We start from the raw sequence: 21667 nt of genomic DNA, 5'->3' as shown, positions 1-21667 counted from the left end.
TTCTGCAAACCATTTGCAGAACGACACCACTCCTGCTACGAGCAGGTACTAGAAATATTGCGTCGCGTTCATCCAGACCTGGGGGCGGCGCTCCGGCTTGTCCCGGGTCTTGCCGTTGTCATGCAGCGGCCAGGCGAGCGTCAGGTTGACTTGCTGCGAAGGCCCCGCCCAGCTGGCACCGATACCAGTCGCCGTGATCCGGCGGGTATTGTTTTCGGAGGTCCAGGGTTGGCGGTTGACCTTGACCGTGCCCGTGTCGGCGAAAGCGCTGAGCTGCCAGCGTGGGGCCAGGGCGTAGCGCAGTTCGGTACTGGCCTGCCAGCCCTGGTCGCCGCTGCCGGCACCCAATGGATAGCCACGCACACCGTAGGGACCGCCAAGGCCGAGCTTTTCCGAGCTGTCCAGGTTGCTGTTGGTCCATTGCGCACTCAGCCGGGTATAGAGCTGGAAGCGGTCGCTCAGGCGCTGCAGGCGCGCAGCATTGAGATTGAGCTTGGCGAACCCGCCCGAAGTACCCGCGGTACGCCTGTCCCCGACCTCTTTCTCGCGATCGCCGAAACGCAGGCGTCCGCTGCCGTAGGACAGATCGAAGAAGTTCTGGCCTCCCCCGAAAACGCGATCCTGGCCGTTGCCATTGAGGCTCAGGGTCCACAGGCCGATCCGTTTGCGGTTGCTGTCCTCGTAGAGGTCGATGTCGTCGCGCAGTCGTTTGTCTTCGTATTGCAGTTGCGCAGTGAGGTCGAAGGTGCGGCTGCGCACCAGCGGCTGGGCGACGAAGAGACTGCGGAAGCTGGCGGTACCGTGGTAGTCGAGGACCTCGAAGTCCCGGCCCACGTGGTAGCTCATTTGCGAGTACGCACCGCCGACGCGGGTCGACCAGGGACCGACCGGTAACTGGTAGGCCGCACGGTAATAACGCTGCGACTCGTCGCTGCGCATCGCCCGCAGGCTGAGCTGGTCGCCGAGGCGCAAGGGGTTGTTGAGGTTGAGGCTGCCGCCCAGGCGGTATTCGCCGGTGTAGTAGCCACCGAAGTTGTCCGCCTCCAGGGTGCCGTTCAGCAGCGGCCCGGGCTCGGCGTCGATCACCAGGTCGGTGGTCCCGTACTCCTGGCCAGGACGCAAGGTGCCGCGGGCCTGGACCCCGGGCAGGTCGCTCAACAGCAAGAGGCTGCGCTCCAGGTCCGCGTCGTATACCGCCTCGCCGCTGTTCAGCGCCGACAACGGCGCATGCACCACCTGATCCAGGGCGCGCGAACGGTTCTGCACTTCGATGCGTCCGTAACGCCCCTCCACCACGGCGATCCGCACCAGGCCGTTTTCAATGTCCTGGGGCGGCAGGAAAGCGCGGGCCAGTACATAACCCCGCTTCTGGTAGTAGTCGGTAATACGCTGCGCGGCTGCGCGCAAACCGTTCAGGTCCAGCTCCTGGCCCTGCAGGTCGGCCAGCAGCGGCTGCAGGCGCTCGGTGGCGAAAACCTGGTTGCCCTCGATGGCAAACGCCTGGACCTGCACCCGGATCCCAGAGGTGTCCGGGGCTGTTGGCGCGGTGGGTGTCTCGGCCTTGGGCAGATCCAACTCCAGCTCCGAAGGGACTGGCTGGACCGGCTGGACCGACTCGATGTCACGCATCGCCTGACCGGCGTTAGGTACCTGCAAGGCCAAGGCGATATCGGGCACCGCCAGGGGCAGCAGCGCCGCCAGCACGAAACACGACCCACGCCGCCCCAGACTCATGCCCACCGGTCGCGCACCCTCGGGCGCTCGACCGCAACCGCATGACGACGCACTCGCCGCGAATCTGTCCATCGCAAAACTACTGTTGTAACCGCGCACTTCCACTCAGCGTCTCCCCGCTGTCTATCGCCACCTGGTAACGAACGACCGTCGCATTGACGACGGCTGCCTTTTTTGTTGCGGGCAGGGCGATACGTGTCGTGCCGAAAGGCTCGAGCGTGATCCCCTGCCAACTGATCGATTGAGCCCCGCTGCCCAGTTCCAACTGCGGGATGGACACGTAGTAAGGCGCCCGGCTGGTGGCCAGCAACGCCATCTGCCCGTCCGCTCCGGGTGCCTTGTCGAGGCTCCAGACCACTTGCCCGATTGCCTCGTCCGCCTTGCCGGCAAGGCCCGAAGGGCGGTACAGCAGCTTCATGCGCATGCGATAGGCCAGGCGCAGCACATTGCTGTCGCTGGTCGTCACCGGTGGCACTTCAAGGAAGTTGATCCAGAACACCGACTCGCGATCGCCGGGCAAGGGTTCGCCGGTGTAACGCACCACCAGGGCGCTACGCTGTTGCGGGTCAAGCCGTGAAATAGGCGGCGACAGTACGAACGGCACCGTCAGACGACTCGGGTCGGCGCGCGTATCCCCCCGGTCCAGCCAGGCTTGCAGGAGGATCGGCGCATCGCCGGTGTTGCCGACCCTGACCGTCAACGCCGGGGTATTGCCCGGGTAAATGAAGCGTGTACCGGTAATGGCCAGCGCCGCCTGGACGTCGGCGCAAAGCGACATCAGCAGCCAGGCCGCCATCAGGCCCTCACAGATTCGCCGAGCCATGGCCGAGGGGCAGCACCAGCCGCCTGCCTGTCGCATCAGCCGTTCCTCGCCTGAGCGGGCGCGCCGGCAGTGTCGGGAGGCAGCGGTCGGCATGGCAGGTCGAACACCTCATAGCCCTTCGCCTCAGCCGCCTTGGCAGACGCTGCATCGCGTTTGGACAAGCGGTAGTCGATCAGGCATTGCTGCCCAGGCTGATCACCCCATTCGACGCGGATCGAACCCTGGTCCTTTTCGCTGCGCAGCACCAGGCGACTGCCCTGTCCGACCGCGCCCATTTCCACCCCGCTCTCGGCGTCGGTCGCGATCGCGGCAAACGGCAGGAGCGCGCCATTGGGTTGCAGGCTGTTGATCAGGAAAGAGCGCGCCTTGCGGGTCGGGTAAGACAGCATCACCACGGCTCCCGCCACCGGCGCGGTGTTGCGCGAACTGACCAGCAGCTCGACGTCGTCGGGCATGCCCTGCGGGTCGATATCCACGGTATTGAGCTGGAAAGGCGTCAGGCTGGGCACCACCGCGTAACCGCTGCCATTCACCCGCGCGCCGCTGTAGCCGACACCTGCGCCCTTGGCATGAGGCGCGTAGACCAGGCCGCTGGTCTCGCTCAGGGTCTGGGCAAACGTCAGGCCGCCGGGGTGCAGGATCATGCCGCCGGACGCGCCGATGGAGCCCTGGCGGTAATCGCTGCCCTGGGAAAAACTGGAACTCAAGGCCACCTGGGGCAAGGAATAATTGAGACTGGCGTTGTGGCTGGTTTCCCGTTGCTTGTCATCGCGGGAAACGGACACGGCATAGGATGCTTTGCCCGCGTCGTCCACTGTCCCGGAAACGCCGCTGGTCAGATGAGTTCCCGTGCTCTGGTCGTGACTGACGAAGTTGTTGAGCACCGTTGCGCCCCGGGTCTCACGGCCCAGCGGGATCGTAAGGGTCAAACTCAAGGTCGTATTGCTACTGACTGCCCGACGCCCTGAATACCGGTTCTGTCCCAGCGTGCGCTGTACGGCGAAGGAATAGCTATTGCCCCGCCACTGATTGCTGTAACCCGTGGAAAAGCTCAGGGCCTTGCCTTGTCTGTTCCAGTAATTGAGCGCCGAACCACTGGCATAGAAATGCCCGCCAGTGGCCTTCAACTGCTGACTGATATTCACATCCAGCCGGTCACGCATTCGGGAGAAGGCTTCCACCCGTTCGCCGCTCTCGACGAAGTCCTGCAACGCGACCGCGTCATGCAGCCCCAAATAACCACGGGTCGAGTAGCGATAAGCCAGTAACGAGAAGTTGGTACCGCTATTGGGCAGGTTCTTGCTATAGGACAGACGCAGGCTCGTCCCCTTCAGACGGCCCCTTCTGGGCACGTTGGTTTTGGCCTGGGTCACATCGAAAGCAAAGCCCCCCACATCGGTATTGAGCGCACTCCCCATCAGCACCGACATATAACTGCCTGTGACAGCACTGCCGATGTATCCGGTAATGTCGTTATCCAGACCGTGCTGGGCTGTCCCTTGCAGCACATACTGGTTATTGCCACGCAGTCCAGGATCGATGATCTGGCCGGCGGTGAAGCCATATCGGGAATTTCCAGGACGCAGTAACTGAACAGTCGTGGCAAAGGGCACGATGAAGCTGCTGCTCTTCCCGTTAGCCTCGGTCACGGTGACGCTCAGGTCGCCACCGAAGCTGGCGGCCTGCAGATCGCTGATCTCGAATGGCCCTGGCGCCACCGAGGTTTCGGAGATCAGATAACCGCGCTGATAGACCGACACCTTGGCGTTCGAACTGGCTGTACCGCGCACCACAGGTGCGTAATAACGATCAGTGTCAGGAAGCATCCGATCGTCACTGGACAACTGCACACCACGGAACGACACCGAGTCGAACAGATCCGCATCGGTGGCGCTCTCTCCCACCAGCAGCTGCGAGCGCCAGCCTGGCAGCTCGGTCTGGGCATAAACTTGCCCGCGCTGATAATGGCCACCCGTTTGCGGCGACCAGGTCAGGGTGCCGTTATGCCGCAAGCGCACCGAGCCGGCATTGACCCCCATGTTCAGCCCGGCATAACCATTGGTCATGGTGCGGCCGCTGTTTTGCACGCTGAACAGGTTAGTGTTGTAGTTGAGTAGCCCCGCGGAAACGCCATGATCCCAATTGGCCGGATCGACGTAGGTTTTCGACAGGTTCTTCTGCAGGAAATATTGTGGGACCGAAAGATCGATCGTCAGCTCCTTGAGATCGATTTTCGTGGTGAGACCCGGAATGTAGCGAGCCAGGTCGGCGCAATAGGTGCCCTCCGGCATGCTTTCTGCGGAAGGTTGCGCCGAAGCCGCCTTGTCCAGATCGATACCAGCGCGGACCAGCAACGAACGCTCATAACAAGGCTGGCCGCCTTGCGGCCCATGCGTGTCGCGAAACTCGATGTTCTGCGTGGCACGCCACTGACCATTTACCAGCAGGTCGATACGGTAATTGCCCGGAATGAGAAAGCCCTGGCGCTCAAAGCGGCTGGTATCGATGGGGGCACCTTCGGTCTGAAACAACATCTGCGAATCGAATACCACGCCCTGCCCCGCGGGCTCGGCAGTGGAAGTTTCAGCCCATGTTTCAGTCGTCATGACAATAGCCGCCGTAGAAACAAGACATAGAAAAAACCGACCTGAGCTCAAACCGTACGAAACTAACGCACAAGCAAAAACAACCAGATAACTACGCTGGACGTTCAACATATTCGATACCGGCATGCAGCCAGGTCATAGAAATGACAGAACTGCAGGGTGAGAAAAGTTACAGGGACAACGGTTTTTCAAGTACGCGCCGCCCACCGAAGTCATTAATGACCTCGTAATGAACAGAGGCTTTTCGATAAGCCTGAGGAGCCTGTTCGGGCAATGAAAAAAAACCACTACTGAAAGGCGCGATCATTTCATCTTTAACTGCAATCCGTCGCCCATCCAGAGCAACTTCGACCTTGCCGAAAGAAACGTAATACGCCGTCGGGTTGCTTACCTGAATCCCCAGGCGATGTCCGACTTTGCCTTTTCCATCCGAATGACTGGCTTGCTTGAATTGCCAATCGAGCTTGTTCGCCACCAAGTCCACATCCGACTTCAAGTTCTTGGGTCTAAAGAACACTTTGATTCGAGTTCTGAAAGTAAATTGCAAGACATTTTCATCGACTTCCTTGCGCGGAGGCGTTTCCAGCACATTGAGCCAGAACAAGGACTCCCGATCTTCTGCAAGTTTTTCACCCGTATAGGAAACACGCAGTGAAGCCGAACTACCCGGATCCAGACGGATCACCGCAGGGGACAGCAAAAATGGAACCTTTATTTCCTCGGGGCCTTTAGTTGAATCGCCATCATCAATCCAACTTTGGGCCAATGCAGCAGAGGCACCGGTATTGTTCATTTTTATAGTAACTTCACGAGCATCCGACGGATAAACCAGCCGAGTGCCCTGGATGACTACCGACGCCTGCACGATTCCAGAACATACGCCCAAGAACATGACGCCGAGAACGAAAGAAGAAAAAATACGCGCTTTCGGCGTCATGACCCACTCCTCGGGCGCTGGCCTTTACTTATACGACAGGGTGTATCGAACGAAGGAGTTACCCGAACCCGCGCCAACGCTAGCAGCGGTCGCGACATAGTTCGCCTTGAACTTCAGGGTTGCCGTGTTGCCTGCAACGGTGGCGACCTGTGGCGTGGCCTCCGACATACCGAGTGGGACTTTCGTGCCAGCAGCGACATTGTCGTTGTACACCTGAATCTGCACGCCGGTAGCAGGCGCGGCGCCGATCAGCTTGAGGTTTCCGGTCGCCGCGTCGACGTTGCCCACCTGGTCAAAATCAACGACGACCTTGGTTCCATTGGAACAATCCGCACCGGACAGCACCAATTGGAAGCCCTTGAACGGAGAAGCATCGCCAATGGCCTTGAAGATCGAAGGAGAGATACGCCCCAGCTCCACGTTGGTGACGTTGTCTTCACCCGGGGCCTTGCCGTTGATATTGCAAGTCACGTCAGTAATGCTGCCAGAGAAGTTAACCACGCCATCAGTGGCATGAGATAACGAAGGAACAAGTGCGGCAAGCATCAAGCTGGAAGTTGCCAGGGATAGTAAAGATGTTCGTTTCATGTGATTTCCTTGTTCACGTTGATCGGCAAAAGAAGTGCGATCTATTTGATCGTCCTTCCGGTTCAGCCATGACCAAATCACGCCAGCCATAGCATCCCTAGCCTCTCTCATTCAAAGTCTAAGTCGATTGGTCGACAACAATAGCAAGCTTCCTTGGCTGCCCATGAAGGACGCCCAAAGGAAGCCGTAGCTTACCGATCAACCTTCGAATTTGAATTGAGAGACGGCCGAAGCACCCATCAGAAATATCTTAATAAACCGTCCATTGATTTCGTCTTTACTTATGAGACAAGACTGTGTACTTCTTCAACGCGTTGCGTTCAGCTGAACTCTGCCAAGTGCTCGCATCGCAGTAGCCTGAGCCAGGCTAACTAGCTACTCAATAAAAATGAAAGGAGTCTACCCCGCCGGCCTGCGCAGTGAGCGCCGACAAAAGGCCCAACCTCAATGAGAAGAATTGAATATAGAGAGTAAAAATATAAAACCTACACGCACAATCAATATAGAGAGAGCACACTATGGGATCCATAGTAATAGTCGACGACCACCCCTTGGTCAGGGTCGCATTGAAAGTCATACTTGAGCGTAACGGTCACAATATCGCCGCCGAGGCAGACAATGGCGTCGATGCCATTCAAGTTGTTCGCACACATAAACCAGACCTGGTGATACTTGACCTCGATCTACCGCAACTGGACGGGTTATCGGTACTCACCCACTTCAAGGCAAATAACTTTCTGGTAAAAACTCTGATATTGACTTCCAGCGACTCAAAGAATTTTGCCGTACGTTGTTTGCATGGAGGCGCAGCAGGTTTCATTTGCAAAGACGAAGCGCTGGATGAGGTCGGAGATGCAGTAAAGGCACTGTTATCGGGGCATACCTATTTTCCTGAAAGTTCTCTGCTCCTGTTGCAGGAAAGCATTCACACCAACCAGATGCAAAGCATTGCCGCTTCCCAACTGACCAACAGGGAAATCACCACATTAAGGTTATTGGCACAGGGTCTTAACAATAGGGAGATTGCAGCGACTCTGCTTATCAGTCATAAAACGGTCAGCACTTACAAAGTCAGACTCTTGAAGAAGTTCAACACCACCAACCTTCTGGCCCTGATTGAAATAGCCAGGCAGAAAGGAATCATATAGGCCTCTTGCGAAACCCAGCAGCGCATGGACATCTGTCCGTTTCAGAATCGACGACTTATCGGTTTTGCGACGGGACATCGAGTACTACTCCCTTAGAGCAGCAGAGGAATCAGCGCTCACGAGGCAGTTCTCTCAGATTGATTGGCCCATCATCCTGTATGGCTACAAGACAGATGTCCTTGAGGTTGAGCAACGCCTGCTCGACCAGCTGCACCCTTTCCAACAGCACCGGCCAGGTCCCCGCGAGACTGACGTCCCTCAGCTGCTGGCAGCTGGAAATCAGCGGCTGGTACTTCAACACACAAGCTGCACCCGCCATCTTGTGGCACAGCCTGGCAATGGCCTGCCGATCGTTTTGTGCGCAGTACGTCCGCAACAGTTCGAGGTCTTTGATCTGGTAGGTCCTTACGTCGTCGATAAGCCGTCGTGCGATTTGTTCATTGTCGCCAGCAAGGTCCATGAGCCTGCCAAGCACCTCTAGCAACGACACGGCGGAGCCGATCCGGATAGCGTGAAACATCTCGTCATCCATGCTTACGCCGGTGTTGAAGCCTGCCGTCTCCGGCGTTGCGCCGGTCTGTGCATTCTGCCTATTCATATCCACCTCCTTGCTCACTTGAATATGCCGCGGCCCGTTCATTGAATACGGATCAGGCTAGGCAAAACTCCTGGAGGCGAATATCAGACGTTTCTCAAAGCGCTGAACAGGGCGGCCTTATTCAGGGAGCCCCCCTAGACATTGAAGTCCGGACAGTATGAAAAAGCCCGCCAGAAAAATGCTCTGGCGTTTTTTTTAACAACTGACGCTGCAACTTGCAGGTATCCAGCACTGGCATGACCCAGCCAGCCCTTGCCGCATAAGGGTTTCAGCTCATTGAGCCGCATCAGCGCCGGGTGCCGGCGAGCATTTCGCCAAAAACACATCGACACAATATTGACACCAAAACACCCGCTTGTCGGAATATTGGCACTTCGTACTGTTACTCCCGGTTAACACCTTTACAAGGCCTGACCCCACAACTAAACAACTATCCAACTGATATCAGGAAAGGCCGTATCCCTGAATCGGCACGATCCGGCTTCATCCAGCCATTACTTCAGGAGTCCCTTTCATATGGGTGCTCTCAGGCTATTGCGCACCATGCGCAGCGCAGCTCCGGGCTTGGGCTCATGTTCGCCCAACCGCTCCTGCGATTCGCTTCTCAAGTACGGCGAACTTCTTCACCTGCGCGCCACCTGCGTCCCTCTTCCCGCAGGCTCAGACGGCCGACGATGTCCGGGATCACCTTGCACCGCTCCTTGACACCCTGAGCGGTACACGCACGGGACTTCGTCCTGTCAGCAGGACCTGGCGATTCCAAAAAAGCATTCTCGGGAGAAAGACATGGCTACCACCACAACGACCAGCGGCGGCACCGCAACTTCGTTTTCCAATACGCCGCAGGCGCAGGACGACATTTTCACTACCGGCGTCATTGGCACGAGCAGCGCAAGCATCACTGAAGACCTGCTGGGGGTCGTGTATCTGGACGTCATGTCCAATGACCTGGGTGGCAATGCAAAGACACTCTGGTCACTCGATAACGCGACCAGCCTTTCTACTGCCACCAAGGTTTACGCTCCGGCCGATCTCCTGGTCCAGGACACGAGCAGAGTTGAGGCGACGAGTTCCGACACCAGCTTCAATGGTGCAAAAATCTGGATTACGTCCGATGGAAAAGTCGGCTACGACGCCGCGACTTTATCGACTGCTTTCAAGGCGCAACTTCAGGCGCTTGCTGCCGGAGCATCCCTGACAGACAGCTTTACGTATGCGATTCGTCTCGGCAATGGCACGCTCAGCTGGGCCACCGCGCAGGTGCAGTTTGCAGGTGCGAATGACAGCGTGACGATGAGCCTCGGCGCACAGGCCGGCACGGTAACCGAAGATGCAGCCACGACGCCGAGCCCGGCCGACTCGCACAGCGCGACAGGCACCATTGCATTTAGCGATGTCGATCTGAGCGACACGCACACCGCCTCTTTTGTGGCGGCGCAAGGCAATGCCACAGCGCTGGGCAACTTCGCCCTCGCCTCTGTGGCTGAAGCCGCCAATACGGCCAACGGCACCGTTAACTGGACCTACGCCCTGGATAACGCGGCAGCCCAGTCCCTGGCCCAGGGCCAGACGGCCAGCGAAACTTATGTGGTCACCATCAGTGATGGGCACGGCTCGTCGACAACGCAGAATGTGACCATCACCATCACGGGCACCAACGACCAGGTGCAGATCACCAGCGGCGTGCAGACCGGAGATGCCAAGGAAGACAGCGGCGACTACGCTGCCAGCGGCAGCATCACCTTTACCGACGCCGACCTGATCGACACCCACAACGTTACCGTCACGCCGGGCGCTTCCGGCTACCTGGGCAGCTTCACTACAGACCCACTGAACGACAGCACCGGCACGGGCAGCGGCTCGCTGGGCTGGCACTTCGCGGTAGACAACGCCGCCCTGCAATTCCTGGGCGAAGGCCAGACCGTCACCCAGACCTATGACGTGGCGATCGGCGACGGCGCGGTGCAGACCGTGACCATTACTATCACCGGCACCAACGACCGGCCGACGCTGATGATTGCCGACACTGCCGGCGCCATGAACGAAGGCAACGCTGCGGCCACACTGAGCGACAGCGGTGCCCTGAGCTTTGCCGACCTGGACAACATCGACGCGGTGACGGTGTCGCAGACCGCCAACGGCGACATCGCCTGGAGCGGCGGCACGCTCAATGCGGGCGTGGCTTCGGCACTGATCGCCGGCTTCTCGGTCGATCAGAACAGCTGGGATTACAACAGCAGCCAGAACCTCGACTTCCTCGGCGCCGGTGAAACCATCACCTTCTCATACACGGTGGTCGCCACCGATGACAGCGGCGCGGCTAATGCGACCTCGGCGACGCAGATCGTCAGCATCACCATTACTGGCAGCAACGACGCGCCGGTAATCAGCTTCGCCACCGGCAACGATGCCGGCACCGTGAAGGAAGACACCACCCTCAACGTCAGCGGTCAGTTCAGCTCGACCGATATCGATCACGCTGCCACGGCCACCTGGAGCATTGCCGGGTCAAACACCGGCACCTACGGTTCGATCGCCGTGGACAGCACCGGCCAGTGGACTTACACCCTGGCCAACGGTAGCGATGGCGTTGCCAGTGCTGTGCAGTCTCTGAAGGCCGGCGAAAGTCATGACGAAGTGTTCAGTGTGCAAGTCAGTGATGGCCTCGGCGGCGTCGACACTCAGCAGATGACCGTTACCGTCACCGGCAGCAATGACGCGCCGGTGCTCAATTTCGCCAGCGGCAACGATGTCGGCGCCGTGAAGGAAGACACCACCCTCAGCGCCAGCGGCCAGTTCAGCTCGACCGACATCGACCACGATGCCACGGCCACCTGGAGCATCGTCGGAACAAATACCGGCAGCTATGGCTCGATCGCCGTGGACAACAGCGGCCAGTGGACCTACACCCTGGCCAACGGCACCGATGGTGTTGCCAGTGCCGTGCAGTCGCTGAAGGCCGGCGAAAGTCATGACGAAGTGTTCAATGTGCAAGTCAGTGATGGCCTGGGCGGCGTGGATACCCAACTGGTAACCATTACCGTCACCGGGAGCAACGACGCGCCGGTGCTCAATTTCGCCAGCGGCAATGATGCCGGTGCCGTGAAGGAAGACACCACCCTCAGCGTCAGCGGCCAGTTCAGCTCGACCGACATCGACCACGATGCCACAGCTACCTGGAGCATCGTCGGGGCAAATACCGGCAGCTATGGCTCGATCGCCGTGAACAGCGCCGGCCAGTGGACCTACACCCTGGCCAACGGCACCGATGGCGTTGCCAGTGCCGTGCAGTCTCTGAAGACGGGCGAGAGTCATGACGAAGTGTTCAGCGTGCAGGTCAGCGACGGCCTCGGTGGTGTGGACACTCAACTGGTGACCGTTACCGTCACCGGCACCAATGACGCCGCCGTGCTGTCCTCGGCCAGCGTCACGCTGAGCGAAACCAATGCTCCACTGACCACCAGCGGTAGCCTGACCGTCAGCGATATCGACAGCCCGGAAAGCTTCCAGGCGCAAACCAACACCGCCGGCAACTATGGCCAATTCTCCATCGGCACCGGCGGTGCCTGGACCTACGTCGCCGATACCGCCCACAACGAGTTCGCCGCAGGTACCACCTACACCGACACCTTCGCGGTGAGCAGTGCCGATGGCACCCTCACTTCGGTCACGGTGCATATCCTCGGCACCAACGATGCCGCCGTGCTGTCCGCCAACATCGCCAACCTCACCGAGACCAATGCCGTCACTGACATTTCCACCGCCGGCAACCTGACCATCAGCGACGTCGACAGCGCCGCGACCTTCGTCGCGCAGACCAACACCGCCGGCAACTACGGCAAATTCTCCATCGGCACCGGCGGTGCCTGGACCTACGTCGCCGACTCCGCCCACAACGAGTTCGCCGCCGGCACGACCTACACCGATACCTTCTCAGTGAGCAGTGCCGACGGCACCCTGACTTCGGTCACTGTGCATATCGCCGGCAGCAATGATTTGCCGACTATCATCTCCAACGGCGGTGGTACGACGGCTTCGATCAACGTGGTGGAGAACACCGCAGCGGTCACGACAGTGGCGGCGAGCGATGCCGATCTGCCGGCACAGACACTGAGCTACAGCATCGTCGGCGGAGCGGATGCCACGAAGTTCTCGATCGTTTCAGGCACAGGCGCGCTGAGCTTTATCTCTGCACCCAACTTTGAAGCGCCGACGGATTCAGGAACGAACAATGTCTATGACGTGATTGTGCGGGCGTCGGACGGCACGCTGTTTGACGACCAGGCGATCGCCGTAACCGTGATAGGAGTCAACGACAACAGCCCGGTGATCACCTCTAACGGCGGTGGTGCGACGGCTTCGATCAATGTGGTGGAGAACACCACGGCCGTCACCACGGTGGTGGCGAGCGATGCTGATCTACCAACGCAGACGCTGAGCTACTCGATCCTGAATACGGCCGGGACGGACTTCGGCAAATTCTCGATCAGTTCCAGCGGAGTGCTGACATTCAATTCGGCGCCCGATTACGAGAATGCCCAGGATGTCGGTGGCACCGACGGCGACAACGCCTACGTTGTGGACGTCCAGGTGGCCGACGGCAATGGCGGAACCGACACGCAGACCATTACGGTGAATGTGCAGAACGTAGTCGAGACGCCAGTCGATAGCGTGCCGCCAACGGTGACAGTGACAGGGACGGCCTTAGCCAGTTCGATCGGCTCGACGTCGACGGTCACATTCCAGTTCAGTGAGACAGTGAGCGGTTTCAACCTCTCGGATGTCTCGGTGACTACGACGAGCGGAGCGCCCCGCGGAACCTTCAGTAACTTTACCCAGGTCGATGGCGATACCTACACCGCGACGCTGACCAGAACGCTGGGCGGTAGCATAAAAGTCGACGTTGCCGCGAACAGCTACACCGACCTGGCGGGTAATCCCGGGGCTGCCGGGAGCAGTGCAAACCTTCCGGCAGGCGTTGCCGGCGAACCCATCAATCTGGCCCTCGACATGCCACTGGCCGAGATTAACGGCCCCGTAACAGTGGCCATCAGTGGCATTCCTTCGGGGTGGGTGTTCAATGCTGGAACCGACAATGGCGACGGCACCTGGACCGTGCAGACCAACGATCCCGGCGCCTTGACCGTGACAACCCCAAGCGACTTCGCAGGTGCGTTGGTACTTGATGTCAACATGTACTGGAGCAACAGTGACGGCAGCACCGCAAGCGCCTACGTGTTCAACAACGTCGAAGTCTATGCCCCAGGTTCGCCGATCTTTGCCTTGTCCGCTGATGACAACCTGACCGGTTCGTCCGGTGCCGACACGTTCGTCTTCGCCCAGCCAATCGGTAACAACCAGATCTACAATTTCGACGTCATGGCGGACAAGATCGACTTGATCGGCTTCACAGGCGTCACCGCCTTCGCTGACTTGAGCATCAGCAACGACGTAAACGGCAATGCCCTGGTCAGCATCGGCTCCGGCCAGACGGTCACCTTGAGAGGTGTCGATGCGGCGGACCTGAGCGAAGCAAACTTCCAGTTCGATAGGGACCCGCTTACCAGCAACACCGGCACCCTCACCATTGCCGACGGCGCGATCATGCCGTTCGGTGGCAGCATCCATAACAGCGGCACCATCGAACTCGGCTCCGCCGGTAACGAGACCCGTCTTGAGATTCTGTTCCGTGGCACGACCTTGACCGGTGGCGGCCAGGTGCTGTTATCCGACAACGCGCAAAACGTGATTTTCGGCGGCAGCGCCGACACCGTGCTGACCAATGTCGACAACCGCATTTCCGGCGCCGGCCAGTTGGGTGCCGGGCAAATGATCCTGGCCAATGCGGGGCTGATCCTGGCCAGCGGTTTGAACAGTCTGGTGCTCGACACCGGCACCCACACCATCGCCAACAGTGGTGTGCTGGAGTCCACAGGCACAGGCGGCATGACGGTGGCGAGCACGGTCGAAAACACCGGCCATCTGTGGGCCAACGGTGGTGACCTGCACCTGCTGGCCGACGTGACCGGCAATGGCAGCGCAACCATCGACGGCAATGCCAGCCTGACCTTCGCTGGCGCCGCACACACGTCCGTCGCCTTTCACGGCGAAGGTGCGGGCTCGCTGGTGATCGCCCAGGCTGAAGCAGCGGGCTCGCTGGTCGGCATCCTCGGCCTCGAGAGCGATGACTTGCTGACGTTCGGCGATCTCGCTTTTGGCGCCAACATCCAGCTCGGCTACACCGCCAACGCCTCTGGCGCCGGTGGCCTGCTGACGGTGGACGATGGTACGCATCGAGCCGAGGTGAACCTGCTGGGGCACTACTCGGTAGAAGACTTCCAGGTCACCGACGGTGGCGAAGCCGGCACCCAAGTCAGCTTCCACGGCGAATCCAGCGGCACACTGGTGGGCAGCATGCTCGCGGATACGCTCAGTGGCGGCGACGGCAACGACATCATCGTGGGTCGTGGCGGCGAGGACACGCTCAGCGGCGGCGCGGGAGCCGACGTGTTCGCCTACCTCAACGCGAATGAAGGCGGCGACCATATCCTCGACTACAACTTTGCCGAAGGTGACACCCTCGACCTCTCCACGCTGCTCAACGCCAACTTCGTCAGCGGCACCAGCCAGGTAGCCGACTTTGTCCAACTGGCGCAGTCCGGCAGCGACATCACGGTGCAGGTGGATCCCGATGGCGCCAACAATGGCAAGCACTTCGTCGATGTGGCGGTACTTGACCACACTGGCACCCCCAGCCCCGATCTGGTACGCACCTGGTTCGGGGAGGCCGACCATACGCTGACCGCGTGATGCATTGGGCTGGAGCTGGCTGGGAGGGTCAGTATGCTCGATGTGAATCGAGTGGCCCCGCAGTCAGCTTTTCGAAATCCAGATGGGGGAACAAGCGGGGGGGAATAAAAACAGCCAGAAACGACGAAGCCCCTGAAAACTTTAACGTTTTCAGGGGCTTCGGCTACTTCAATAATGGCGGAGAGATAGGGATTCGAACCCTAGGTACCCGCGAAGGTACAACGGATTTCGAATCCGTCCCATTCGGCCACTCTGGCATCTCTCCAACGGCGCGCATCATAACAGCACCTTTGCCCGAAGCGAAGCCCTTCGGGCAAATTTTTTCCGTGCTATCAGTCGGTTGCGTCGATTACAGCGGTACGCCCAGACGGTTTGCGACTTCTTCGTAGGCTTCGATCACATCACCGAGGCCCTGACGGAAGCGGTCCTTGTCCATCTTCTTGCGGGTTTCCTTGTCCCACAGGCGGCAGCCATCCGGGCTGAACTCGTCGCCCAGGACGATCTGGCCGTGGAATACGCCAAACTCCAGCTTGAAGTCCACCAGCAGCAGGCCGGCGTCGTCGAACAGCTTGCTCAGGACTTCGTTGACCTTGAGCGACAGCTCTTTCATACGCGCCAGTTGCTCGGCGGTGCCCCAGCCGAAGGCCACGACGTGGGATTCGTTGATGAACGGGTCGCCCTTGGCGTCGTCCTTCAGGAACAGTTCGAAGGTGTAAGGGTTGAGCTTCAGGCCCTCTTCCACACCCAGGCGCTTGACCAGGCTGCCGGCGGCGTAATTACGCACGACGCACTCGACCGGGATCATGTCCAGCTTCTTCACCAGGCACTCGTTGTCGCCCAGCAATTTGTCGAATTGAGTCGGCACGCCGGCCTCTTCGAGCTTTTGCATGATGAAGGCGTTGAACTTGTTGTTCACCATGCCTTTGCGATCGAGCTGCTCGATACGCTTGCCGTCGAACGCCGAGGTGTCGTTGCGAAACAGCAGGACCAGGCGGTCGGCGTCGTCGGTCTTGTAAACCGATTTGGCTTTGCCACGGTAGAGTTCTTCACGTTTTTCCATGATGGGCTCCGCTTGCTAAGTAGGTGGGCTAGGCGATGTGTCGCCAGTCGAGCCCTGAATCTTGATCGGCCAGTTGCAGCCAGTCCGGGTCGCACCCGAGGGTGTCGACAAAACATTGCCGGGCCAGCTGCGGCAGGTTGTTCTTGCTGCTGAGATGGGCCAGTACCAGATGCTGCAGGTCCTGCCAGCCCAACTCGGCCACCAGGCTTGCGGCCTGATGGTTGTTCAAATGTCCCATTTCCCCACCGACCCGCTGCTTGAGGAAATACGGGTAGTAACCTCGGGCCAGCATGTCGCGGCAGTGATTGGCCTCGATCATCAAGGCATCCAGCCCGCGATAGCGGTCGATCACCGTGTTGCAGTAGGAACCCAGGTCGGTCAGCAGGCCAAAACGCCGCCGGCCGTCACTGAACACGTACTGCACAGGTTCCAGCGCATCGTGGGCGACGCGGGTCACGTCGATGCTCAAGGCACCGACCTGAAGCGTCTCGCCCCCAGCGAGAAAACCCGCGGCTTCCACCGGTTTGCGCATCCCGCGCAACGTGCCGCGACTGAGGTAGACCGGTAAATTGTAGCGCCGAGACAGCAAACCCACGCCATGCACGTGGTCGGCATGTTCGTGGGTTACCAGAATCGCGCTCAGCTGCGCGGGGGCTACCCCCAGGCGCAGCAGGCGCCGCTCGGTTTCGCGCAAGGAGAAACCACAATCCACCAGGACGTAGGTGTCGTCACTGGCTATCAGCGTGCCATTCCCTTGACTGCCACTGCCGAGAACGGCGAAACGCATCGGATCAGCCCAGGTTGTCCTGAATCACAGTCAAGACCTTGCGCGCCACTTCAGGCGGAGCAACGGTGTTGATGTCTTTCTCGACGGTGACCTGGACGTTGTCGCCCACCTTGCTCAGGCGAACCTGATAACGCTCGGCGCGGGCCTCGATTTCTTCCTTGGCCGGTGCGCTGCCGAACAACTTGCCGAAGAAGCCCGGCTCGTCGTTTTTCTTCTCGGCTTTTTCCGCCAGGTTGATGTAGTACAGGCCCAGGCTGCGGTTGATGTCTTCAACGCGCCACTCGCCCTGTTCCAGGGCGCGGCCGACGCTCGACCAGGCGCGGTCGAGGTCTTCGCCGAGGTTGAGCACCACGTTGCCGCTGCCGTCTTCGGTGAGGCTGACACGGCTAGGGGTATCGAAATCACGGGCGGCCAGCAGGGAGACCGAACCGCCCTTCTCGGCGCTGCGGCTCATGCTGGCGAGCATTTCGTCGACCAGCGCGGCATCCAGGCTGGTGTTGACCGAGCGGTTGGTGAAATCGACGTTGGAGGTGCTGCCGACAGGACGTTCGGCGCTGACCACGTAGACTTCACTGGTATTGCGCTGCACGCCTGGCTCGATACGCACCCGCACGCGGGTTTCGTTATCGGCCGAACCTACGCTGCCCAGGCGCTTGGCCATGGATGCGGAGAGTTCGTCGGAACGCTGCCAGGCGGTGGTGAACTCGCCAGTTTGCGGACGTTGTTCGTCAATACGGAAACCGTTGTCCTGGAAGAACTGCATGGCCACCGGCCAGACTTCGGCCGGGGCGTGCTGGGCCATGACCCAACGCGCATCGCCGCTCTTCTGCAGGGTGTAGTCGCTGGCATCGGCCACCGAGCCCAACGGCTGCGGACGCGGCACGATGTATTCGCCCTTGACGGTGTCGTCGGCCACGTTGCGCGGAATCGGCAACAGCGGATCGAGGCGTTTGGAGGTGCTGACATCCGACGGCAGTTGCATCGGTGCGGTCTGTTGCGCTTGCAGGTAATCGCTGCCGCGGTCACGGAAGTAGCCTTCCGGCCCCCAAATCCAACCGCAGCCACTGGTGCTGGAGATAATCAAGGCAAGTGCGGAAAGTCCGGCCAATCGCTTCATGCGTAGTACTTCCTCAATTAAACCAATACGCCGGACTGGCGCATGGCCTGCCGCAGCGGTTCGTGACAGGCAGCACTGAGCCAGGTGAGCGGCAGACGGATACCGTTCGCCATCAAGCCCATCTCGCACAGGGCCCATTTCACGGGAATAGGGTTGGATTCGATAAACAGAGTCTTGTTGAGCGGCATCAGCTTCTCGTGGATCGCCCGGGCGGTGGCGGCATCACCACGCATCGCGGCGGCGCACATCTCGCTCATGGCTTTTGGCGCCACGTTGGCGGTCACCGAAATATTGCCCTTGCCACCCAGCAGGATCAGTTCGACGGCGGTTGCGTCGTCGCCGGAGTACACCAGGAAGTCGCTGCTCACGCCGGCCAGGATGTCCTTGGCGCGCTGCAGGTCACCGGTGGCTTCCTTGATGCCGATGATGTTCGGCACGGTCGACAGGCGAATCACGGTCTCGGCCTGCATGTCGCAAGCGGTGCGGCCCGGCACGTTATAGAGGATCTGCGGGATATCGACGGCTTCGGCGATGGCACGGAAATGCTGATACAGGCCTTCTTGCGTCGGCTTGTTGTAATAAGGGGTCACCAGCAGGCATGCGTCGGCACCGGCGATCTTCGCATTGGTGGTCAGCTCGATCGCTTCGCGCGTCGAGTTCGCGCCGGTACCGGCGATCACCGGGATACGCCCTGCAACCTGAGCGACCACGCGACGAATCACTTCGATGTGTTCGTTCACATCGAGGGTAGCCGACTCACCTGTAGTGCCGACCGCCACAATGGCGTTGGTGCCCTCTTGCAGGTGGAAGTCCACCAGTTTGCTCAGGCTGTCCCAGTCGAGACGACCCTGTGCATCCATGGGTGTGACCAGTGCCACCATACTGCCCGCAATCATGCAACCGCTCCTGCCGGAAAAAGAGAGCGGTAATGGTACTGGCGCCAAGATGCTTGCACAAGCGAAGTACCGCGCTGCGAGCATTCCCCTGAGCGATGTATTTCGCTACCCTTCAGGCTTTGATCGGTACTGATAAGCTTGTACGCCGGGTTCCAGCCTCCCTTTTCGGCATCCGAAGCCCCAATCCTGCGTTGCCGCCCTTCGCTCTCGCCTTTTATGGAGCTCGTCGCAACCTGGCGGTTCAGGGCTTCTGAAACCGCATCCGGACGTTTACCCAGTACTCAAGCCTGCAAAAGTATCGACCGCTCATCGCTTTAGGAATGCTGCATGTCCACCCCCACAGTCCGCGAACAATTCCTTGTCATCAGTGCCCTCGGCGCCAACCCCATGGAGCTGACCAACGTCCTGTGCCGCGCCAGCCATGAAAACCGCTGCGCCGTGGTGACCTCCCGCCTGACCCGCCATGGCGAGTGCAGTGCGCTGGTCCTGGAGGTTTCCGGCAGCTGGGATGCCCTGGCGCGCCTGGAGGCCGGCCTGCCGTCGCTGGCGAAGAAATACGCCTTCACCGTCAACGTGGTGCGCAGCGCGGCCCTGGAAAACCGCCCGCAGGCCCTGCCTTATGTGGCTTACGTCAGCGCCGCCTACCGCCCGGACATCGTCAATGAACTGTGCCAGTTCTTCATCGACCACCATGTCGAGCTGGAAAACCTGACCTGCGATACCTATCAGGCCCCGCAGACCGGCGGCACCATGCTCAACGCCACCTTTACCGTGACCTTGCCGGCCGGCACCCAGATCAGCTGGCTGCGCGATCAGTTCCTGGACTTCGCCGACGCAATGAATCTCGATGCGCTGATCGAACCCTGGCGCCCACAGAACCCAATGTAAGGAAGCCCCAATGGCCGTTGCCATCGACCAACCTGTTGCCCACTTCGAAGCCCCGGCCACCAGCGGTCAGACCGTCAGCCTGGCCGCGCTCAAGGGCAAGCAGGTGGTGATCTACTTCTACCCCAAGGACAGCACCCCGGGTTGCACCACCGAGGGCCAGGGCTTTCGCGATCAATACGCCGCGTTCAAGGCCGCCAACACCGAGGTGTTCGGCATCTCCCGCGATGGCCTGAAGTCTCACGAGAACTTCAAGTGCAAGCAGGAATTCCCCTTCGAGCTGATCAGCGACAAGGACGAAGCCGTCTGCCAACTGTTCGACGTGATCAAGCTGAAGAAGCTCTACGGCAAGGAATACATGGGCGTCGATCGCAGCACCTTCCTGATCGACAAGAATGGCGTGCTGCGCCAGGAATGGCGTGGCGTGAAAGTGCCAGGCCACGTGGATGCGGTACTGGCTGCCGCGCAGGCGCTGAACAAGGCCTGAGCGCGGTAACCGACTAAAAGGTAACCGACTAAAAAAGGGGGGGCGGCTGATTCAGCCGCCCCCCCTTTTCATTTCCAGAGCAGGGCCGCTCTAGAGCAAGGGCGCCACAACCGGCTCCTTGCGCGGCCAGGCATCCAGTACCGCCTTGAACAGGGTGGCCAGGGGAATCGCGAAAAACACCCCCCAGAAGCCCCACAGCCCGCCAAACAACAGTACTGCACAGATGATCGCCACCGGATGCAGATTCACCGCCTCGGAGAACAGCAGCGGCACCAGCACGTTGCCGTCAAGGGTCTGAATGATCCCGTAGACCGCCATCAGATAGATGAACTGGTCGCTCCAGCCCCACTGGAACAAGGCAATCAGCGCCACCGGCACGGTCACCACCACCGCTCCGACGTAGGGCACCACCACCGAAATCCCCACCAGCAACGCCAGCAAGGCCGCGTAGTTCAGCCCCAGGGCCACGAAGGCGATGTAGGTCACCCCGCCGCAAATGACGATCTCGATCACCTTGCCACGAATGTAATTGGCGATTTGCCGGTTCATCTCCTGAGCCACCCGGGTGATCAGGGCCCGCTCGCGCGGCAGGTAACCGCGCACCCACTGGCTGATCATCGCCCGGTCCTTGAGGAAGAAAAACACCAGGATCGGCACCAGCACCAGATAGATCATGATGTTGACCAGCAGCGGCAGGCTGGACAGCGAGAAGGTCAGCGCCCACTGGCCGAACTTGCCGATCTCGCCGCGTGCCACCTCGATCGCCTGCAGCACCTGTTCGTCGGACACCAGGTGCGGATAACGCTCCGGCAACAACAGAAGCAACGATTGCCACTTGGCGAGCATTCCCGGCAACTCGTTGAACAAGGTAATCAACTGATGCCACAACAGCGGCACGACGACCACGATGAACACCAGCAGCAGCCCCATGAACAAGGCAAAGACCAGGCCCACCGCCGCCCCGCCAGGCAAACGCCAGCGTTCCAACGTGAGCACCAGCCCCTGCATCAGATAGGCCAGCACCATCCCCGCCAACACCGGCGCGAGCATGCCGCCCAGGGTCAGCACCGCGGTGAAGGCCAGGAACAACAGAACGGCCAGTACCACGGCCTCTTCATCGGAGAAGTAGCGCTGAATCCAGTCGCGTAACACTTTGAACATCAATGATCCTTAGACAGAGGCGCGATGATT

At 60.0% G+C, this 21667-nt stretch carries 15 protein-coding genes and 1 tRNA gene; 4 read left to right on the top strand and 12 right to left on the bottom strand.

What is annotated here, in order from left to right; all coding sequences use genetic code 11:
- Positions 1-48 precede the first annotated feature (48 nt).
- The 5 genes from AC07Y9_RS11155 to AC07Y9_RS11135 all read right to left on the bottom strand — a co-directional run bounded on the left by AC07Y9_RS11155 (position 49) and on the right by AC07Y9_RS11135 (position 6688).
- Positions 49-1734 carry a ShlB/FhaC/HecB family hemolysin secretion/activation protein gene (locus AC07Y9_RS11155; RefSeq protein WP_102679238.1) on the bottom strand — a complete coding sequence of 562 codons (1686 nt, stop codon included), beginning with the start codon at positions 1732-1734 and terminating at the stop codon, positions 49-51.
- Positions 1735-1813: 79 nt separating this feature from the next.
- Positions 1814-2593, bottom strand: a complete 780-nt coding sequence (locus tag AC07Y9_RS11150) for a fimbrial biogenesis chaperone (RefSeq protein WP_102679239.1) — start codon at positions 2591-2593, stop codon at positions 1814-1816.
- A complete protein-coding gene (locus tag AC07Y9_RS11145) occupies positions 2593-5163 on the bottom strand; it encodes a fimbria/pilus outer membrane usher protein (RefSeq protein WP_102679240.1) in 2571 nt (856 codons plus the stop codon). The genes AC07Y9_RS11150 and AC07Y9_RS11145 overlap by 1 nt, the downstream gene beginning before the upstream one ends.
- Before the next feature lie 169 nt (positions 5164-5332).
- The gene (locus tag AC07Y9_RS11140; protein ID WP_102679241.1) at positions 5333-6100 is read right to left on the bottom strand and encodes a fimbrial biogenesis chaperone; all 768 of its coding nucleotides are present in this window, start codon (positions 6098-6100) and stop codon (positions 5333-5335) included.
- Between the two features lie 24 nt (positions 6101-6124).
- The gene (locus AC07Y9_RS11135; protein WP_007928840.1) at positions 6125-6688 is read right to left on the bottom strand and encodes a fimbrial protein; all 564 of its coding nucleotides are present in this window, start codon (positions 6686-6688) and stop codon (positions 6125-6127) included.
- A gap of 518 nt (positions 6689-7206) precedes the next feature.
- On the opposite strand from AC07Y9_RS11135, the gene AC07Y9_RS11130 reads away from it, so the two are divergent.
- Positions 7207-7836, top strand: a complete 630-nt coding sequence (locus AC07Y9_RS11130; RefSeq protein WP_102679242.1) for a response regulator transcription factor — start codon at positions 7207-7209, stop codon at positions 7834-7836.
- A gap of 109 nt (positions 7837-7945) precedes the next feature.
- Here AC07Y9_RS11130 and AC07Y9_RS11125 read toward each other — a convergent pair whose 3' ends face one another.
- Positions 7946-8434, bottom strand: coding sequence for an Hpt domain-containing protein (locus tag AC07Y9_RS11125; RefSeq protein ID WP_102679258.1), 489 nt, complete (start codon positions 8432-8434; stop codon positions 7946-7948).
- Between the two features lie 786 nt (positions 8435-9220).
- Between AC07Y9_RS11125 and AC07Y9_RS11120 the strand changes: the two genes are divergently transcribed.
- Entirely contained in the window at positions 9221-15244 is a 6024-nt protein-coding gene (locus AC07Y9_RS11120) for a VCBS domain-containing protein (RefSeq protein ID WP_102679243.1), read from the top strand.
- Between the two features lie 175 nt (positions 15245-15419).
- On the opposite strand, the gene AC07Y9_RS11115 is transcribed toward AC07Y9_RS11120, so the two are convergent.
- The 5 genes from AC07Y9_RS11115 to dapA form a co-directional block, all read right to left on the bottom strand.
- Positions 15420-15509, bottom strand: a tRNA-Ser gene (locus AC07Y9_RS11115).
- A gap of 84 nt (positions 15510-15593) precedes the next feature.
- Positions 15594-16304 carry a phosphoribosylaminoimidazolesuccinocarboxamide synthase gene (gene purC / locus AC07Y9_RS11110; RefSeq protein ID WP_007930242.1) on the bottom strand — a complete coding sequence of 237 codons (711 nt, stop codon included), beginning with the start codon at positions 16302-16304 and terminating at the stop codon, positions 15594-15596.
- A gap of 28 nt (positions 16305-16332) precedes the next feature.
- On the bottom strand, positions 16333-17091 hold the full coding sequence (locus AC07Y9_RS11105; protein WP_102679244.1) for an MBL fold metallo-hydrolase: 759 nt from the start codon (positions 17089-17091) through the stop codon (positions 16333-16335).
- Positions 17092-17095: 4 nt separating this feature from the next.
- A complete protein-coding gene (gene bamC, locus AC07Y9_RS11100; RefSeq protein WP_007930240.1) occupies positions 17096-18208 on the bottom strand; it encodes an NlpB/DapX family lipoprotein in 1113 nt (370 codons plus the stop codon).
- 17 nt (positions 18209-18225) lie between these two features.
- Positions 18226-19104, bottom strand: coding sequence for a 4-hydroxy-tetrahydrodipicolinate synthase (gene dapA / locus AC07Y9_RS11095; protein WP_009042590.1), 879 nt, complete (start codon positions 19102-19104; stop codon positions 18226-18228).
- Between the two features lie 327 nt (positions 19105-19431).
- Between dapA and AC07Y9_RS11090 the strand changes: the two genes are divergently transcribed.
- On the top strand, positions 19432-19992 hold the full coding sequence (locus AC07Y9_RS11090) for a glycine cleavage system transcriptional repressor (RefSeq protein WP_007930238.1): 561 nt from the start codon (positions 19432-19434) through the stop codon (positions 19990-19992).
- A gap of 10 nt (positions 19993-20002) precedes the next feature.
- Positions 20003-20476 (top strand): peroxiredoxin, encoded by a 474-nt coding sequence (locus AC07Y9_RS11085; RefSeq protein WP_092298776.1) that lies wholly within the window; start codon positions 20003-20005, stop codon positions 20474-20476.
- A gap of 90 nt (positions 20477-20566) precedes the next feature.
- On the opposite strand, the gene AC07Y9_RS11080 is transcribed toward AC07Y9_RS11085, so the two are convergent.
- Positions 20567-21637 (bottom strand): AI-2E family transporter, encoded by a 1071-nt coding sequence (locus AC07Y9_RS11080; protein WP_007930236.1) that lies wholly within the window; start codon positions 21635-21637, stop codon positions 20567-20569.
- Between the last annotated feature and the right edge of the window lie 30 nt (positions 21638-21667).

The sequence above is a fragment of the Pseudomonas sp. GW456-L12 genome (genome assembly GCF_059424045.1).
Note: the sequence above shows the minus strand (reverse complement) of the source record. Positions and strands in the feature narration are given on the sequence as shown.

Bases quoted from the DNA above. Each gene is read 5' to 3' on its own strand.
- AC07Y9_RS11130 (WP_102679242.1), top strand. From the start codon at position 7,207: ATGGGATCCATAGTAATAGTCGACGACCACCCCTTGGTCAGGGTCGCA.
- dapA (WP_009042590.1), bottom strand. From the start codon at position 19,104: ATGATTGCGGGCAGTATGGTGGCACTGGTCACACCCATGGATGCACAG.
- bamC (WP_007930240.1), bottom strand. From the start codon at position 18,208: ATGAAGCGATTGGCCGGACTTTCCGCACTTGCCTTGATTATCTCCAGC.
- AC07Y9_RS11120 (WP_102679243.1), top strand. From the start codon at position 9,221: ATGGCTACCACCACAACGACCAGCGGCGGCACCGCAACTTCGTTTTCC.
- AC07Y9_RS11125 (WP_102679258.1), bottom strand. From the start codon at position 8,434: ATGAATAGGCAGAATGCACAGACCGGCGCAACGCCGGAGACGGCAGGC.
- AC07Y9_RS11155 (WP_102679238.1), bottom strand. From the start codon at position 1,734: ATGAGTCTGGGGCGGCGTGGGTCGTGTTTCGTGCTGGCGGCGCTGCTG.
- AC07Y9_RS11090 (WP_007930238.1), top strand. From the start codon at position 19,432: ATGTCCACCCCCACAGTCCGCGAACAATTCCTTGTCATCAGTGCCCTC.
- AC07Y9_RS11135 (WP_007928840.1), bottom strand. From the start codon at position 6,688: ATGAAACGAACATCTTTACTATCCCTGGCAACTTCCAGCTTGATGCTT.
- purC (WP_007930242.1), bottom strand. From the start codon at position 16,304: ATGGAAAAACGTGAAGAACTCTACCGTGGCAAAGCCAAATCGGTTTAC.
- AC07Y9_RS11080 (WP_007930236.1), bottom strand. From the start codon at position 21,637: ATGTTCAAAGTGTTACGCGACTGGATTCAGCGCTACTTCTCCGATGAA.
- AC07Y9_RS11140 (WP_102679241.1), bottom strand. From the start codon at position 6,100: ATGACGCCGAAAGCGCGTATTTTTTCTTCTTTCGTTCTCGGCGTCATG.
- AC07Y9_RS11145 (WP_102679240.1), bottom strand. From the start codon at position 5,163: ATGACGACTGAAACATGGGCTGAAACTTCCACTGCCGAGCCCGCGGGG.
- AC07Y9_RS11105 (WP_102679244.1), bottom strand. From the start codon at position 17,091: ATGCGTTTCGCCGTTCTCGGCAGTGGCAGTCAAGGGAATGGCACGCTG.
- AC07Y9_RS11150 (WP_102679239.1), bottom strand. From the start codon at position 2,593: ATGCGACAGGCAGGCGGCTGGTGCTGCCCCTCGGCCATGGCTCGGCGA.
- AC07Y9_RS11085 (WP_092298776.1), top strand. From the start codon at position 20,003: ATGGCCGTTGCCATCGACCAACCTGTTGCCCACTTCGAAGCCCCGGCC.